The organism is Rheinheimera baltica DSM 14885, assembly GCF_000425345.1.
In the GTDB taxonomy this organism is placed as follows: Bacteria; Pseudomonadota; Gammaproteobacteria; order Enterobacterales; family Alteromonadaceae; genus Alishewanella; species Alishewanella baltica.
Genome location: NZ_AUDG01000004.1, coordinates 22,680 through 36,545, shown reverse-complemented (window position 1 = coordinate 36,545; position 13,866 = coordinate 22,680). Strand labels below are relative to the sequence as shown.

At 47.5% G+C, this 13,866-nt stretch carries 14 protein-coding genes; 7 read left to right on the top strand and 7 right to left on the bottom strand.

Translation table 11 applies throughout. The features are described from left to right. Positions 1-85 precede the first annotated feature (85 nt). Positions 86-931 carry an RluA family pseudouridine synthase gene (locus H595_RS0103265; protein ID WP_027669900.1) on the top strand — a complete coding sequence of 282 codons (846 nt, stop codon included), beginning with the start codon at positions 86-88 and terminating at the stop codon, positions 929-931. 1 nt (position 932) lies between these two features. On the opposite strand, the gene H595_RS0103260 is transcribed toward H595_RS0103265, so the two are convergent. Both H595_RS0103260 and H595_RS21555 read right to left on the bottom strand, forming a co-directional pair. After that, positions 933-2,915 (bottom strand): tetratricopeptide repeat protein, encoded by a 1,983-nt coding sequence (locus H595_RS0103260; RefSeq protein ID WP_169338533.1) that lies wholly within the window; start codon positions 2,913-2,915, stop codon positions 933-935. Between the two features lie 103 nt (positions 2,916-3,018). Next, positions 3,019-3,981 carry a D-2-hydroxyacid dehydrogenase gene (locus H595_RS21555; protein ID WP_037053539.1) on the bottom strand — a complete coding sequence of 321 codons (963 nt, stop codon included), beginning with the start codon at positions 3,979-3,981 and terminating at the stop codon, positions 3,019-3,021. Between the two features lie 140 nt (positions 3,982-4,121). On the opposite strand from H595_RS21555, the gene H595_RS0103250 reads away from it, so the two are divergent. Continuing rightward, complete coding sequence (locus H595_RS0103250; RefSeq protein ID WP_027669898.1) at positions 4,122-4,346, top strand: DUF2798 domain-containing protein; 225 nt, start codon at positions 4,122-4,124, stop codon at positions 4,344-4,346. A 10-nt stretch (positions 4,347-4,356) separates the two neighbouring features. Here H595_RS0103250 and H595_RS0103245 read toward each other — a convergent pair whose 3' ends face one another. From H595_RS0103245 to H595_RS21550, 3 genes are read right to left on the bottom strand one after another with little or no spacing between them, the layout of a single operon-like run. After that, positions 4,357-4,767: a group I truncated hemoglobin gene (locus H595_RS0103245; protein WP_037053535.1), complete on the bottom strand. Its 411-nt coding sequence runs from the start codon at positions 4,765-4,767 to the stop codon at positions 4,357-4,359. Continuing rightward, entirely contained in the window at positions 4,767-5,600 is an 834-nt protein-coding gene (locus H595_RS0103240) for a DUF3034 family protein (RefSeq protein WP_027669896.1), read from the bottom strand. The genes H595_RS0103245 and H595_RS0103240 overlap by 1 nt, the downstream gene beginning before the upstream one ends. Beyond that, positions 5,597-7,933: a putative bifunctional diguanylate cyclase/phosphodiesterase gene (locus H595_RS21550; RefSeq protein ID WP_240474818.1), complete on the bottom strand. Its 2,337-nt coding sequence runs from the start codon at positions 7,931-7,933 to the stop codon at positions 5,597-5,599. Before H595_RS21550 ends, H595_RS0103240 begins: the two co-directional genes overlap by 4 nt. Positions 7,934-8,293: 360 nt before the next feature. Here H595_RS21550 and H595_RS0103230 point away from each other — a divergent pair, with 360 nt between their 5' ends. The 3 genes from H595_RS0103230 (at position 8,294) to H595_RS0103215 (ending at position 11,052) form a co-directional block, all read left to right on the top strand. Then, positions 8,294-9,223 (top strand): ABC transporter ATP-binding protein, encoded by a 930-nt coding sequence (locus tag H595_RS0103230; RefSeq protein WP_027669895.1) that lies wholly within the window; start codon positions 8,294-8,296, stop codon positions 9,221-9,223. Beyond that, a complete protein-coding gene (locus H595_RS0103225) occupies positions 9,220-10,398 on the top strand; it encodes an ABC transporter permease (protein WP_027669894.1) in 1,179 nt (392 codons plus the stop codon). The genes H595_RS0103230 and H595_RS0103225 overlap by 4 nt, the downstream gene beginning before the upstream one ends. 348 nt (positions 10,399-10,746) lie before the next feature. Next, the gene (locus H595_RS0103215) at positions 10,747-11,052 is read left to right on the top strand and encodes a hypothetical protein (protein WP_027669893.1); all 306 of its coding nucleotides are present in this window, start codon (positions 10,747-10,749) and stop codon (positions 11,050-11,052) included. 57 nt (positions 11,053-11,109) lie between these two features. Here H595_RS0103215 and H595_RS0103210 read toward each other — a convergent pair whose 3' ends face one another. Then, positions 11,110-11,571 (bottom strand): tellurite resistance TerB family protein, encoded by a 462-nt coding sequence (locus H595_RS0103210; protein ID WP_027669892.1) that lies wholly within the window; start codon positions 11,569-11,571, stop codon positions 11,110-11,112. Between the two features lie 175 nt (positions 11,572-11,746). On the opposite strand from H595_RS0103210, the gene H595_RS0103205 reads away from it, so the two are divergent. Continuing rightward, positions 11,747-12,568, top strand: coding sequence for a M90 family metallopeptidase (locus tag H595_RS0103205; RefSeq protein ID WP_027669891.1), 822 nt, complete (start codon positions 11,747-11,749; stop codon positions 12,566-12,568). Here H595_RS0103205 and H595_RS0103200 read toward each other — a convergent pair. Beyond that, positions 12,565-12,753: a hypothetical protein gene (locus H595_RS0103200; protein WP_027669890.1), complete on the bottom strand. Its 189-nt coding sequence runs from the start codon at positions 12,751-12,753 to the stop codon at positions 12,565-12,567. The two genes, H595_RS0103205 and H595_RS0103200, sit on opposite strands and share 4 nt — an antisense overlap. Before the next feature lie 135 nt (positions 12,754-12,888). On the opposite strand from H595_RS0103200, the gene H595_RS0103195 reads away from it, so the two are divergent. Then, on the top strand, positions 12,889-13,860 hold the full coding sequence (locus H595_RS0103195; RefSeq protein WP_027669889.1) for a calcium/sodium antiporter: 972 nt from the start codon (positions 12,889-12,891) through the stop codon (positions 13,858-13,860). Positions 13,861-13,866 lie beyond the last annotated feature (6 nt).

Sequence of the window (13,866 nt, the reverse complement as noted above, 5' to 3'; positions counted from 1 at the left end):
AACAGGATCTCCGTTTGCTTTGTTACTATTACAGACTGGCGCGATGAATTTTAACTGAACTTCAATGTAAAGGATGTGTAAAGCAATGAAACTGGTCCGCACTGTGGTGGCACAGAGCAACATTAATGCAATTGACTTACTCAGCCAGCAATTGCCTGAACTGTCTAAAGGAAGGCTAAAAGACGCCATGGCCAAAGGCGCGGTATTGTTAAGTGGTAAGCCACAAAAGCGCTTACGCCGGGCGCAAACTGCATTAAAAGCGGGGCAGCAGTTGCAACTGCATTACGATGCAGACTTACTACAGCGTAGCTGCGAGCCTGCAATATTGATAAGTGATCAGCAGCAATACAGTGTTTGGTTTAAGCCGGCCGGTATGCTGTCGCAGGGGAATGAATGGGGTGATCATATGTCCCTGTTACGCGCAGTTGAACAGCATTACTCCTCGAAGCGACAGGTATTTTTATTACACCGACTGGATCGAGAGGCCAGTGGACTTGTGATAATCGCGCATACCAAACATACGGCGGCAGCATTTAGTAAACTCATTGCGGCAAGGCAGATCAGTAAAACATACCTGATCAAGGTAAAAGGGCAATTACCGCCCAGCTTATTGCAACAAGGCGAGTTACGTTTTGCGCTGGATGACAAACCCTGCTTAACCCGTTTTTCTCTGCGTCTCGTTGACAGCGAAGCCCAACAGAGTTGGTTAGATGTCGACTTAATTAGTGGGCGTAAACACCAAATCCGGCGTCATTTTGCGCTGGCAGGGCATCCGGTTATGGGTGATCCGCAATATGGAAAAGACAATAAAGACCTCACCGGTCTTGCGCTTCAGGCTGTTAGCTTAGCGTTTGTTTGCCCTAAAACGGGCAAACCCGTGAGCTATGTATTACCGAATGCTTTATGGCTACAAGGAGCAAACAGGCCTTGAGTTAGGGCAGGTCATCTGCAGCAGTAGAATCTAACAGGACGTCGTTGCATGTCAGTTCAATACTGCCAAGCCGAATCGCATTGAGTAAATCTTGTCTTAACATGCTACTGCGCCACTCGCATGCGTCATGCTGAGTGCTGTGTAGCTCCATAATATAATGGAGACTGTTTTTATCGTTTTTATGGTTACATAACGCTGCGCTTAGCCAAAATGCTTCGCGTAGCGACATCAACTCAGCTGTCGACCAGGGTTTGTGTTGCAGCTGCAGTAGCGGCAACTGCAGGCTAATAATGCCCATATTTGTAATGCTTGGTGGCAAAAGCTGGCCAAACTGAGCCAATAATACGGGCAGTAAGCTTTTAACAACCTTGTCAGTTTCAGTTACTGCCAGCCAAAGCACATCATCATAAACGCCACTGGTTAAAATAATGCCAGGCGGTTGTTGCTGTAAAAATTGCCGGACTTTCTGCTGCAGTTGTTGCTCGCCAAAATGAAACTTCATTAGTTGGCTGTTGCGCGGCGTTAGGCACACCAAGCTTATTGCCGCTTTGTTTGCATGTGGCTGTACACGCTGACAAAAACTTTGCCAGTCCGGTTCATAGAGATGTTGTGTCTTTGCAATCTGCAGTGCGCGTCGAGTAAGCCAAAGCGCTAATACAAGTGCGACTAGTAACATTGATATAACCGCGCTGACTAACCAGTACATATTATGCTGCTGTTGACGATTAATCAGGTCTGTCCGATCTCGCTCTGTCTGCAGCTGGCTACTGGATAGGGCTTGCTGCAAGCCTTGGTTAAGCACATCTAACTGCAACTTACTTTTTTCTGCCTGTTGTTCAAAGCGCAAGACATTAGCTTGTTGCATGTTGCTGTATGCGCTTGCCCATTCTCCTTTAGCGGCCAGCAATTTAGCCATGAGATCATGAAACCTGTAGCGTAAGTAGGTTGCTGATTGCTCGATATGCGGCATGGCGTCTGATAGCAGCAAGCTCGCCGGCTCAAGTTGTTGGCGCTTTAACAGCAATTCAGCTAGTGCGATGGCGGTTTCCTGAAAATAGGTTTGTACTTGTTGTTGTCGGAATAATTGCAGTGCATCATTAAAGCGGGTTAAAGCAAGCTCTTCATTCTGTTGTAATACGGCAAGTCGCCCTAAACCCAGAGTAGCTATGCCAACGCGTAATAAATCTTCTTGTTCTCGCGCCAATGACAGCGCTTCGTTAAGGTAGCTTGCTGCTTCGCCTGCGGTTTTGGCGTCTTCCAGGTAGGTTTCGGCAATATAAATTAGGGTATAGGTGTAGCTTGAGGGCCTATTTAACTGTTGATAGCGCGTTTTAGCTTGAAGTAAATGCTCTAATGCCTGAGTGTGGTATTCAATTTTACGATAAGCCATACCCAGGCGCAGGTGAATAGACGCTAGCGCGTCGTTATCTTGTAATTGAGTCGCCAACATTAGCGCCAGGTTAAGATGTTGGTAAGCCTGGCTAAAGGCATTGTTCTGCAACATCAGGCGGCCAAGTGTGATATGGGCCTTTAACTCAGCATCGGGTTGTTGTTGCTTTGTAGCCAGCGCTAAACTTTGCTCGGCATAAGGTATGGCTTTGGGAATATTACCTAGCTGATTATAGGCTTGGGCAAAATTTTGCAACACGTCGCTATAAAGGGCTAAACTTGCTCGATCCTCTGCGTTACGCAGCAGTATTTCAGCACGTTCAAGCTGAGTAATTGCGATAACCGTATCTCGGTACAAAATACCATATACCTGCGCTTTTAATAAAAACGCCTGCGCTTGTAAATAGGGATCATCTGTCTTATTCAATGCTTGTGTTATCGCATCCATCGCAGCGTCTTTATTACGCAGACGAAGTTGCGCTTCACTAATGACCAACCAGTCTTCTGCAGTTAATGTCTCGTTTGCTTGTTGGGCTAATAGCTTATTTATAACCCGTTCTGGATTAACTGAAGCATCACTTAGTCGGTCCTGCAAAGGCTCAGCCGCCGTAGCGGTAGGAAGCAAAATGAACAAAAGCAGGAGCAGCGGTAAGGGCATAGTATTTACTGTGTACTTTTTTCGGCAGTGTAGCCTGAATTTAACCTGTCGGCCATATTTGGTTCTGTGTATTGCCCTCTGTGTACGCCGTAATGTTGTCGGCTAACTGCTGAACCATGCGCAGGCGTGCCTCCGCGCTTGCCCAGGCGACATGTGGCGTAAGCAGTAAGTTAGGCAGATTGGCCTGAATAAGTAGATTGTCAGCTAAAGGCGGCTCTTGCGTCAGCACATCTAATGCCGCTCCGCCTAATGTTCCATGCTGTAGGGCGTCAAGTAATGCCAGTTCATCAATCAGGCCGCCACGTGCGGTATTGATGAGCAAGGCCCCAGGTTTAATGGCGGCAAAGGTTTGTTGGTTGAACAGGCGCTCGGTGAGTGGAGTCAGCGGGCAGTGTAGCGAAATAACATCGGCTTGTGCTAACGCTGCGGCAAACGGCACGCGACCCTCACGGCAATATGGCGCATTTTGTTGCTCTGCAATAATAACCTGCATGCCAAAAGCCAGGGCTAACTTACTACTGGCTTGGCCTAAAGCGCCGTAGCCAATAACAACGAAGGTTTTGCCGGCCAGCTCTGTTATTGGGTAATCCAGTAAACAAAAATGACGGCTTTGGCTCCAATGGCCAACGCGCACAGCCTGATGATATTGCTGCACTTTATTGCTTAGCTGTAACAATAAAGCAAAAACATGTTGCGCTACGGCAGTGTCGGCATAGCCTCGCACATTACAAACGACAACCCCCTGCTGTTGTGCTGCAACAAGGTCAACATTATTCACCCCGGTTGCCGCTACACAGATCAGTTTTAGTTGTGGTAGTTGCAATAGCATGTCGGCTGTAAGCTGTACCTTGTTTACAATGGCGATACTGGCTTGAGCTAAGCGCGGCACCACCTGCTGTTCTGTCGTATGGTCATAACAGGTAAGGGGGATTGCCGTATTAGATAGGGCAGACAAATCAGTGTCGCCCATCGAGGCGGCATCAAGGAAAACCATACTATGCATAACAGCTCCTGCAAATAGAAGAACGCCGCGTTATAACAGCGCTTTGGCGTGTCGTAAACACCGCATCCGGTAATTTGTGCTAAAGTCGCATCGTTTTAGGCTATTTGGTTTTGTACACTTATCGCTTCGGAGTTTTAATTATGTTTCCTGCGCGTTTTCAGCCAATTTTATTCGCATTTATTATGTCTGGTTTTATGGCTTTTTTAATGTCGGGTATTCTTACATTTATTAATTTAGGCTGGTTTACAGAATTTTTTTATGCCTGGTTTCGAGCCTATGCCTACGCGCACGCTTGTGCATTTCCGCTGGTATTTATCTTTGCCCCACTTAGTCGTAAATTGAGTTTCCGTTTAACCGGGCAGTAAGCAAAAACATTTAGCGGTAACTAACATCTTTATACATTGGTGCCAGTAATGCCAACAACTGGTTTTGTGCCGCAATACTGATGTTCTGCCGTTGCATCACACTAATTAAGCCTTCTACCAAAGCGTCATAATCAGCCAATGAGATATTAAAGCCAGTATGGCTTTCTTGCATAGTACCGCCAGTATAAACACAGGGTCCACCGCTTAACTGACACAGTTGCTCTGCTAATAAACGGCGAAATCGCGCAATATCCGTGTCGGCAAAATGATGCACTATGCGTTTATCATGCTCAATTTCGTACAGTAAGCCATCCACAATAGCTTCAATTCCTGCTTCGGCGCCAAGCTGCTGATACAGGCTGGGTGCGCTTTGCTGGCTGCAACCTGAAATTAATAGGACAAAGATAAATATCCACTTCATTACCAGGTTCCCTCCAGCGACATGTAATAACCTTGCTGGCTGTTAAATCCTGCCACTTTACCCAGATCGACATAGCCGGCGGTGAGTGACAGCTGTTTGTTAATAAACCAGGCAATAAAAATATCGCGCCAGTGCTGTTCAGCGGCAAAACCAAGCTTATTCGGCTTTTGTTTAAATTCAGCGCCCAGTGCAACATTGTAATTAAGTAGCACGGCGGCTGAGCCTTCAAACATCAGTTGGTAGTTATTATTGTCAGCACTGCCAAAACCCAGTAAACCGGTTTGGTTGGCTTTAGTGGCACGGAGCGTGGCATTAAGAAGCAGATTGCGGCCTGCTATTTGATCAAAAAATACCTTACTGGCCGCCAAATAAAGGTCTAGCCCGCTGTCACTGCGAGCCCCAACGGCATGGGGTAGGGCAAAGTCGCGGTGAATTTTGTATTGCGCGCCTATGCTAATTTGCGGCAGTGCAGTGTATAGCAGTTCCCCGGCAATATGATATTTAACGCCAAAAATGTCCTGGCGAAGTTCGCCGCCAAGCGTATCAAGTTTAAATGTTTGTCTGGCAACCGACCATTCCCAGTTATTATCGTAGCTTAGGCTGGCGCCATAAGCATTTAACGTAAAATCATCCACGCCAACCTGGCTTGCAAAGACGTTGGTTGCCCATTCTCCGCTACTGGCATAGCCATTTACCACCGCCCAGGGCACTATACCGCCGCCAGCACTGCCTTCAATCGAGGTTGCTCCGCCGGTGGCAATAATTTTGCTCCCTGCGCTACTTGCTGCGCTAAACAACAAGGCGACTAAGGTGCTAAGTAACGTCACTCTCATTTTACGCTCTGTATACTAAGGCTTTCAGCCAATTGCTGCGGTAATTGTTGTAGCCAGGGTTCAAATTGTTCCGGCTTAAGCGGTCGGGCAAAAAAGTACCCCTGAACTTTATCGCAGCCACAGTCTACCAGATACGCCAGTCCAGCCTGATTTTCCAGCCCTTCAGCCGTAACCGTAAGCCCAAGGCTATGCGCCAGCTGCGTGGTTGCACTAACAATTAATGCATCATTGGCATTGTGTTCAATGTCTTTAACGAAGGCGCGGTCAATTTTAACTTCATGCACAGGTAATTGCTTTAAGTAGGCTAACGATGACTGACCCGTGCCAAAGTCATCAATAGACAATGTAATACCGAGTGAACGCAAACGTTGTAATTGCGCTATCACCGAAGCGGTATCTTCCATCACAGCGCTTTCGGTAACCTCAAGCGCTAAAGCAGCTGCCGGTAGTTGGTGTTGCTTTAGCAGTAGAGATATTTGATCAGCCAGTAACGGGTTGAGTAAGTCGGACACCGATAAATTTACTGCTAATTGCAGTGGCATGCTCTCCCGCCACCAGATAGCTGCTTGCGAAATGACCTTTTCCAACATCCAGTTACTAATTAAACCGATATTGCCAGAGTGTTCCGCTAACTTGATAAATTGATCCGGTGGCACAAAGCCAAATTCCGGATGCTGCCAACGAATAAGCGCTTCGGCACTGCGGCATTGTTTTAGCTTAATGTCGACTTTGGGCTGATACACGGCGTAAAATTGGCCGCTTTGCAAGGCGTTGGGCAAGTCGCGTATCAACGTCAGCTCTCGTTGATGGCTTTCATCCTGGCCTTGTTGGTAAAAGGCAACACTGTCCGGAGTGTGGCGGCCATTGTCTAGCGCAATATCAACCCGGCGTAATGCGTCGTTCACGTTAAGTTGGCCGCAACTAAAGTTGTAAATGCCTGCCGTGAGTTTTAAATTAATGGTTGAACGTTGCAGTAAGTAGCCGTTTAGTAAGGGTTGCAGCAGCTCTTGCACCTGCTCAAGCAGCAGATTATCGGTATAAAGTAGTAAAAACTCGTCGCCGCCCAGTCGGGCGAGTAAGGCTGGTGCGGAGCTAAGGTGCTGTAGACGTTGTGCAAGTTGCTGCAATAATTTATCGCCATTACTAAAGCCAAGCACATCGTTAATGTTTTTGAATTGTTGGATATTAAGCTGTACTAAGCAGCCATCTCGCTGCTCTAGCCAGGGTTGCAATAAGCGCTCAACCGCAGCCCGGTTAAAGCAGCCGGTAAGTGTATCGTGCTCGGTATTAAAAATGAGTTGTTGTTCCCGCTGCCGAATATCTTGCTGCATGGTGGTTAGGGTGCGGCTAAGTAAGCCGACTTCATCACTGCCACCTAGTGGTGCTGCAGCATCAAAACCCTGGCCGATGCGCTGGGCAAAATGACTAAGTGCATTTAATGGTCGGGTAATACTTCTGGCAAATAAAATTCCTACTATTAACGATAGCGTTAACGCGGCGCCGAAGATCATTAATAATTGTTGGCGAAATTCCTGATAACTACTAAGCCAACGTTGATTAGGCAAGTGTTGCACTGCCCAAAGTTGTCGCTGCATATCCAGCGGTATTGCCATGGAAATATAGTCTTGCTCCAAGTCGTCCTGCACGGTGCCGGTATGCGCCATTAACGTTGGAAGTAAGTTAGGCAAGCTTTGCTGATGAGCTAAGTCGAGTGTGGACGTAAACAAGGTGTAGTGTTGTTGCTGTGCGCCGACAAAGCTGATATCAAGCCCGGTAACGCCCTGGATTTGCTCTGCCAGCGGCGTGTCCAATGGAAATGCCATGCCAACCCAGGCAATAAGAGCTGGCGCGTTAACCGGCGCTAATACAAGTTGGTAAGGCTGGTCCGCTAAATGAATGATATCGGCTACCGGTACAGTGCTGTTGCCCAGAGTTTGACTAAACAGCGGCGCAATATCGGTTGCAACTATGCCCGCAGCTGAACTGGCGAGTAAACTACCATCGGTATCCAGTAATAGCATGAGTTTGGCGTTAATGCGGCTACCATGGTTAGCAAGAACAGATTCGATAGTTTCTTGCTCAGCAGTAGCAACAGCGCGGCGAAAACCAAAGTCTGCAGCCAATATACGCACACTGCTGCTAAGTTGTTGGGCCCGGTTGTTTAACGCTTCTTTTAACACCTTGCTGGCGACGCTAAGAATTTGCCTGGCCTGGGCTTCGCTGTCACGCTTCATTGTGCTAAGTGTGGCAAGGCCGGTAGCCGTAGCCAGTAAACTCAGTAGAAGCAACATAACGAGGATGAGTTTGGTGCGCAGAGACCGGAATATCATCATAGGTTGCTAACGCCAGGCTTATAACACCCTAGCTGAGCGTTGGAGAATGGCGCCTTACTTAAAAAACGAGGCATAATGCAAAAGACCGCTTCGGCAATTTTCTTAACAATAGCAATAACTCAGAGTTGGCTCAAATGCAAACCGTTATACACCGTACACGATGAGACAAGGCGATTTCCATTAACGTCGCAGATATCAATTCGCTTTATTACTTGCTCTGTATCTAGATCAATTTAACTAGGGTTTTTACATATTTACTAACAAATTGCTGTTAGCCCCAGAGTCTTCGGCAATGATAAGCTTCTAGTCTTTACATAGGGATACTGGTGGCGTTTTCGCTGCCTGACAACAGGACTGACTATGCAACTTATCGTAACCGCCATCAGTAAAGCTTATGCGTCTGTGCAGGCGGTGAAACACGTTAGCTTTCAAATAAACAGTGGTGAAATATTTGCCCTGCTGGGCCCAAATGGAGCAGGTAAAAGTTCCATTATTCGTATGCTGGTGGGCATGACACAGCCGGATAGTGGCAGCATTATGGTGAGCTATCAGCAGCAACACTTCGATCATGTTCCCAGAAGGCTATTAGGGTATTTGCCAGAAGATCGAGGTTTGTATCCGGATAAAAGTATTGAGAAAAACCTGCTGTATCTGGCGCGGTTGCATGGCTTAAGTAAAGCCAGCGCGATGCAAGAGATGGCACATTGGCTGGCGGTTTTTGACTTAACCGAACGGCGGCATGACGAACTCAAACAACTGTCTAAAGGTAATCAGCAAAAGGTACAGCTCATTGCTGCGGTATTGCACCAACCGGCGCTGGTAATTCTTGATGAGCCTTTTTCCGGACTGGACCCCATAAACCAGGAAAAAGTGGTGTTGTTTTTACAACAACTTAAAGCCAAAGGTATGACCGTTATTCTAAGCGCGCATCAGATGGCGATGGTAGAAAAACTGGCAGACCATATGTTGTTAATGGCACAAGGGCAGGTGGTGTTAGCCGGTACCTTGCAACAAATTCAACAACAAAGTCAGCCGTTGCGGCAGATGAAAGTGGGCTTTAACAGCAGTGTTACCGTGTCGCAATTGCAGCAACTTCCAGCCATTAATGGCGTAGAGCCGTTGCAGGCAAACCACTTTATGTTGACGTTAGCTGATGAAGTAGGGGTAGCGGATTGTTTAAAACAATTGATGCCATTAGCCGAGTTAACGCAAGTAGAAATGCAAACCGCTGATTTACATCAATTGTATTTGGCGGCCATGACAAAACAGCAACCGGAGGTAGCGGCATGATTTCTCGTCAAAGTTTAATTGTGGCGCACTGGGAGTTTTTACGCTTTTTTAAGTGGAAGCAGCAGCTGATATCGTATTTGCTGATGATTTGCGTGATGGGCGCCATCGCGTTGTGGAGTTATTTTACTGATGAAAGCCGGCAAACCTACCGTATCGCTGTGCCGGTTGAGCTGACGCTGGCCAACACAGAGCAATTCCAGTTTCAGCGCCCCAGCATTAACGTTGCCGACCAGTTGGCGCAAATGCGTACTGACGATTCCTGGCATGCAGTCGTCACTGAAGATCAGGGCCAATTAATCGTTCATACCCTTACCGGCAAAAAGTGGCTGACACAACTAGAGAGTGTATTGCAGCAACATTACCGACAGCAAACAGCGGCAAAAATGGGACTAAATGCTGAGCAACTAAACCAGCTTGAGCAACCGGTAACCATAAGTACACGCTATCTGGATGAAAGTTATAAAGGTAAAGATACGCCAGAAAAAATGATAGCAATGGGCGCATTGATACTGCTGTTTGTTGGCTTAACGACCGCTTTTGGCCAGGTACTAACGAGCATTACCGGCGAGAAGCAGCAGCGTGTCACCGAGCAGTTAACCGCCATTGTTACCCCGCAGCAGTGGATGGATGGCAAAGTGTTGGGGCACAGTTTTAGTGCGTTAAAAGCTATGCTGACATCGGGTTTGGTTATGTTATTGGTTTATACTGTGGTCAGTGTTTTTGCCAAAAAAGCGGTAGATTTAAGCTGGCTTAATATCAGTGTGGTGCTATGGTTAATTCCTTTTGCTTTGTTAGGCATTGTGCTGTGCGCCAGTTTTATGGGCGCGATAGCCGCCTCTATTGACGACCCAAACAACAGCGGTAAAAGTGCCGTAATGATGATTACCTGGTTACCTATGGTGTTTACGTTTTTAGTGATAGACAGCCCGGCGGGTTGGGGCATGACACTGCTTAGCTTTATTCCACTAACATCGTTCGCCGCTATGCCGGTAAAAATGGCGATGGTTACGGTACCCTGGTGGCAGCCAGTGCTGTCGGTACTGTTATTACTGGCAACCGTATATTGGATGCGCCGGGTGGCTGGCCGGGTGTTTTTGCGTGGCATGCAAATGTATGGCAAAGAGCCATCGTGGGGTGAAATAGTGCGCTGGGCGCTGAGTAATAAAACGGAGTAAAGCGCGGCAACTTAGCTAATGCCAGTCAGTTTAGGTTTAACTTGTCATCGGTTTGTCTACACTAACACGCCGTAAACCCATCCCTGGGGGCTCGTTTCAGCCCATCCAGGGCTTCAGCGGTTAGTTTAAGGCAAACCGGTGCTGTTTGACAGTTTAGCATCACGCCTAATTTACCCGGTAAATATTGAACTTGTTGCCTGTCGCCCATACTAATGCTGTACCGCCCGGCAGTTAGCGTCGGGTTCAGCCTGTACTCAGCGTCATTAGTATATGCTTTGTTATCAGACGTGAGTTTGGGATTGCCGTGCGATAGGCAACGCCCCGACGGTAACCTAACTTGAGGTCGATATGTTTTCATCTTTTAAACAGCAAAGTAGCCAATGGCAGCAACATTTTGCCAGACGTCAAAGCGCTGGCCCGTTGCAGCGGTTGCTGGCGTGGTTAATTTTGGGCTTAATGCTATTAGCTGGCGCAGCAATACTGGTGTTTATGTTGCTGCTTAGTTGGATTTTAATTCCTATTTTACTGTTTCGTCATCGCAGCAAAATTAAAGCCTGGCAGCAACGTCAGCAAGGTGCGCAGGGGCAATACAGCGCGTCATCGTCTGAGCAGCAAACTATTGAAGGTGAAGTGCTACATAAGCGTGAAGATTAACTCCGCAGCGAACCCCTTGTTCGCTGTTGTATAGTTAAGCTTGTGGCTGAGTTATTATCAGCTACCGCAAACCGCCAGTTTGGCTTGAATATAATCACCATGGCGAATAAACAATAAATCGGCAATTTTACGCAGCATGGCTTCTTCGTTCGGGTCCAGTACACCGTCGGCATAAGCCTGTTGCCATAAGCTATCCAGCAATGCCAACCTTGCTTCGTAGCTTAGCTGCTTTAACTGGGCGGTAAACTGGTGCAGCGAAATGGCATCTGATGCCTGCTTATCGGCCAAAGCCACCACCGCTTTGGCGTCAGTGTCTGATAATGAGAATTCTCGTTTTACATACTCTTGCGCTAACGCTTGCTCTTCATCGTCGCTGCTAAAATCGGCATGCGCCACCATCAGCATTAATGATACACAGGCCAGCTCGGGTTCGCTCAGGCCATAGCTTAGTTTACTGGCTGGCGCAGCGGCCAAACCGTCGTTTACTTTATCCAGTAGCGTTTTAAATAATTGAAACATTAAACATCCTTTATTGATTACCCGTGTTAGAGCACGGTAGGGCAGCAAAGTTCTGAGCTGTTCTCTGGTGTTATTCAATCTTGTTTGCGGCTTGCTTGAAAAAACGCCGGGCACACCGCATTGAGTTTGTAGCATATTGTTTGCAGCATACTGTTGTTAAGGCACGAGGTGAAGCTTGGCTATCTTTATTACCCTGTTACTGGGCGCAGCGATCATCGCTTGGGTGTTATCTGCTCCCTATTTACAGCGCTACAACCGAAAAAAGGTCATGGCTAAGCCGTTTCCAGCAGCATGGCGAGATGCGCTAAAACGGCGCCTGCCTTACTTTCGCGTACTACCGGCCGATTTACAGCTGCAACTGAAAAAGCATATTCAAGTGTTTATGGCCGAAAAACAGTTTATTGGCTGCGACGGCTTAACGGTAACCGATGAAATGCGTGTCACCATAGCAGCGCAGGCGTGCTTGCTACTGTTAAACCGGCCTAATTATTATTACCCAAAGTTAAAACAAATTTTGCTGTATCCGTCGGCGTTTGTTGTTAGCGGTCAGCAAGCAGATGCTGCCGGTGTAATGCACGAGCAGCGTAGGGTGTTGTCGGGTGAGTCCTGGGGCTTGGGCAAAGTAATTTTAAGTTGGGCTGATACGCTGGATGGTGCCGCTACCCCGGATGATGGCCGCAATGTGGTGATCCATGAATTTGCTCATCAGCTGGATCAGGAAAAAGGGGTTGCCAATGGCGCACCCTTGCTGGAGCGAAGCAGCGATTATAAGCAATGGTCTGGCGTGATGGCGGAAGAATTTAATCGCTTACAACTGCAGGCACAAGGCCGACAGCACAGTTTGTTTGATCACTATGGTGCGACTAATCCTGCTGAGTTTTTTGCGGTGATCAGTGAGGTATTTTTTGAACAGCCGCAGCAATTATCGAGTTTACACCCAAAGCTGTATCAACAATTAAGCCAGTTCTACCGGCTTAACCCGTTAAGTTGGGCTTAAAATCCGTCAGGAAAAAACACAAACTTTATGACTTGTGCGGCTACCAGGGCAATCATTAGCGGAATAATATAGCGGCTGAGTTTGGCCGTTTTTTCTGTGTCACGGCTGCCATATTTTTCTGCCAGCGTGACTAAAATAAACAACGCAGCAAACAGCAAGGCCAAAATGGTAATTAGGGTGGTCATAAGGTGCTCCGATAGCAATATTGGCGCAGCTTAACGTGTTTTAACTTTAGTTTCAAAAAGCACTTTGCTTAGCTGTGCGCTATTACGGCTGCATGCTATGCTGCTTGCAATTTAATCCCGTTAAGGAACCCCAAAATGTTATTGGCAGTGTTGGCTGTAGTCGCAGGTTTAGCCCTGCTGGTATGGAGTGCAGACAAGTTTGTGGATGGCGCAGCCGCAACAGCCCGGTATGCGGGTATGCCGCCGCTATTAATTGGTATGCTAATTGTCGGTTTTGGTACCTCAGCACCAGAAATGGTGGTGTCAGCCATGGCGTCTGCCGATGGTAACCCGGCGCTGGCACTGGGTAATGCCTACGGTTCAAACATTACCAATATCGCGCTTATTCTGGGGTTAGTGGCTTTAATTAGCCCCATTGCAGTGAACTCACAAGTGTTACGCAAAGAGCTACCTATTTTAATGTTGGTCACTTTATTTGCTGGCTGGCAGTTATTCGACCATCAGCTAAGCCGGCTTGATGCCTGGTGTTTATTTGCAGTTTTTGTGGTGCTGATGAGCTGGTCGGTGTGGCAGGGTATGCGCAACCCGCAAGACGCCATGGCCAGCGGGGTAAACAACGAGCAACCAGACACTAACGCCATGACGTTAAAACAGGCCATTATCTGGTTGTTGGTGGGGTTAGTGTTGTTAATTGTTGCTTCACGCTTTTTGGTTTATGGCGCTGTATTTATTGCTCAAAGCTTAGGGGTTAGCGACTTAGTTATCGGCTTAACAGTAGTGGCTATTGGTACCTCCTTACCCGAGCTGGCCTCGTCGTTAATTGCCATTAAAAAAGGCGAGCACGATATTGCGCTGGGTAATGTTATTGGTTCTAACCTGTTCAATACGCTGGCGGTAGTGGGCATTGCGGCGGCAATAGAACCTATGGCAGTAGATGCAGTGGTATTAACCCGTGACTGGACTCTTATGGCCGTGTTAACCGCAGCGGTATTTGTCATGGGGTATGGCTATAAAAAACAAGGACGCATCAACCGGCTCGAAGGCGCGGCACTGCTGGCGGTGTTTGTGGGCTATACCGGTTATTTGGTCAGTACGGTTATCGCATGATACTGA

What these genes read in the sequence shown, in the direction of transcription:
- H595_RS0103210 (WP_027669892.1), bottom strand. Translation starts at nt 11,571, where the DNA reads ATGTTTCAATTATTTAAAACGCTACTGGATAAAGTAAACGACGGTTTG.
- H595_RS0103245 (WP_037053535.1), bottom strand. Translation starts at nt 4,767, where the DNA reads ATGAAGTGGATATTTATCTTTGTCCTATTAATTTCAGGTTGCAGCCAG.
- H595_RS0103195 (WP_027669889.1), top strand. Translation starts at nt 12,889, where the DNA reads ATGTTATTGGCAGTGTTGGCTGTAGTCGCAGGTTTAGCCCTGCTGGTA.
- H595_RS0103225 (WP_027669894.1), top strand. Translation starts at nt 9,220, where the DNA reads ATGATTTCTCGTCAAAGTTTAATTGTGGCGCACTGGGAGTTTTTACGC.
- H595_RS0103200 (WP_027669890.1), bottom strand. Translation starts at nt 12,753, where the DNA reads ATGACCACCCTAATTACCATTTTGGCCTTGCTGTTTGCTGCGTTGTTT.
- H595_RS0103265 (WP_027669900.1), top strand. Translation starts at nt 86, where the DNA reads ATGAAACTGGTCCGCACTGTGGTGGCACAGAGCAACATTAATGCAATT.
- H595_RS21550 (WP_240474818.1), bottom strand. Translation starts at nt 7,933, where the DNA reads ATGATGATATTCCGGTCTCTGCGCACCAAACTCATCCTCGTTATGTTG.
- H595_RS0103250 (WP_027669898.1), top strand. Translation starts at nt 4,122, where the DNA reads ATGTTTCCTGCGCGTTTTCAGCCAATTTTATTCGCATTTATTATGTCT.
- H595_RS0103215 (WP_027669893.1), top strand. Translation starts at nt 10,747, where the DNA reads ATGTTTTCATCTTTTAAACAGCAAAGTAGCCAATGGCAGCAACATTTT.
- H595_RS21555 (WP_037053539.1), bottom strand. Translation starts at nt 3,981, where the DNA reads ATGCATAGTATGGTTTTCCTTGATGCCGCCTCGATGGGCGACACTGAT.
- H595_RS0103230 (WP_027669895.1), top strand. Translation starts at nt 8,294, where the DNA reads ATGCAACTTATCGTAACCGCCATCAGTAAAGCTTATGCGTCTGTGCAG.
- H595_RS0103240 (WP_027669896.1), bottom strand. Translation starts at nt 5,600, where the DNA reads ATGAGAGTGACGTTACTTAGCACCTTAGTCGCCTTGTTGTTTAGCGCA.